This is a genomic window from Leeuwenhoekiella parthenopeia, from assembly GCF_020782115.1.
Classification (GTDB): Bacteria; Bacteroidota; Bacteroidia; order Flavobacteriales; family Flavobacteriaceae; genus Leeuwenhoekiella; species Leeuwenhoekiella parthenopeia.
Window position 1 is genome coordinate 1 of sequence record NZ_JAJGMW010000052.1, and the last position, 1,503, is coordinate 1,503.

Consider the following 1,503-nt stretch of genomic DNA (forward strand, 5'->3'; position numbering starts at 1 on the left):
AGAAAATGACCCCAGTAGCCTTTGAAAAACAGTGTTCTTTGTTGGCTATCCCACAAAGAACAATAATGACTATTTTTAACAATGAAATAATAACCTAAAAACGGTCAACGCTATTTAGGGAAGTACACTCACTCACAAGTAACATTTAATGAAAATTAACTTTTTTTGCCTCGCTTTACTACTGCTTTTTTATTCCGGTTTTGCTCAATCTAAAGATGAACTTAGAGTGAGAGACTTTTTTTGGGGAGCAAATGATATACATAGCAATACACTTGAAATTCCCGAAAAATGGAAAAATGAGTCTGCCGTGGTTTTATTCAAGAACGAGAATTACGATTTCAATAAATCTGGCATGAATATCACCTATACTACTTCAACCAGAAAACGTATAAAACTACTTGATAAGAACGCAGTACTCAGGTTCTCTGAATTTACATTTGACGATCTGTTTACAAGCCCTACAAAGGCCTACATCTACTTTGTTCCGGTTACTATCAAAGCGAAGCGTAAAAAAGGTTATTACGTAGGAATTAAAGTTATAAAACAGGATGGAACCGAGATTGTAATTGATTTCGAAAACGAATCAGTTCAGCAGGACGAGGAAACAAAAATTGCCATCTCAAATCTTGAAGTAGGAGATATCATCGATTATTATATTTATAAAGAAGAACCCTTCAGGTCTAAAATAGCTTACGGCTTTGACCCGGTTGAGAGTATACTCTCTGATGAATACCCAATAGTAGATTATAAACTGTTTTTTGAAACTGAAAATGACTTTTTTATCAATTTCAACTCATTTAATGGAGCACCAAAACTTAAAGAGATAAAAACCGAAAAAACAATACCAGACGCTATTCTCTGGAAGCTTCAGATATTGAAAAATACGATTCTAAAAACTGGTTTTATCCACTCGTAGAATTACCAACGTATAAATTTCAGGTTTTCTTTGCCAGATCTGGTAGATATGAAGAGGCTGCAATGGCTTTTTTACCGGAAAAAGAAAATATTATTAAAGAGAACGTAAGTCAGGATGAAGTTTTAAAACTTTATGATGAGCGCTTTAAACCCAGTTATAAAATCAAAAGTGTCGATAGATTTTTAGAAGATAAAAACATTACAAATGATACTGAGAAAGTAACAGCAGCGTACTATTATTTAAGACATTACTATCTTACCAGGTATGTAGAAGCCTATTATATAAGGGAGGCCGGTATAATGAATTATCCATTTGGCTATTATAACTTTTCGCCTTTAGACCTGGATGATCAAAAGGAGTTTATAATACGCTTTGGGAAATTCCTTAAAGATGAAAAAATCCCATACGAAATTGTAGTTGCAAAAAAGCGCTTTGATGGTAGTATAGACGATTTGCTAATTGAGCATCCCCCAAAAATTAGGACAGTAATTTAAGTTCCAAAATAACTTTAAATTTACTGTTTTATGACACGAAGAAAATTCACACCCAAGTTCAAGACCAAAGTGGTTTTAGAAGCTCTCAAAGAG

The 1,503-nt window shown here is 33.5% G+C and carries 2 protein-coding genes; both read left to right on the forward strand.

Annotated features, from left to right (window positions below):
* Positions 1-148: 148 nt before the first annotated feature.
* On the forward strand, positions 149-916 hold the full coding sequence (locus LLW17_RS18775) for a DUF3857 domain-containing protein (RefSeq protein ID WP_228231829.1): 768 nt from the start codon (positions 149-151) through the stop codon (positions 914-916).
* Between the two features lie 62 nt (positions 917-978).
* Positions 979-1,410, forward strand: coding sequence for a hypothetical protein (locus LLW17_RS18780; protein WP_228231830.1), 432 nt, complete (start codon positions 979-981; stop codon positions 1,408-1,410).
* Positions 1,411-1,503: the final 93 nt, after the last annotated feature.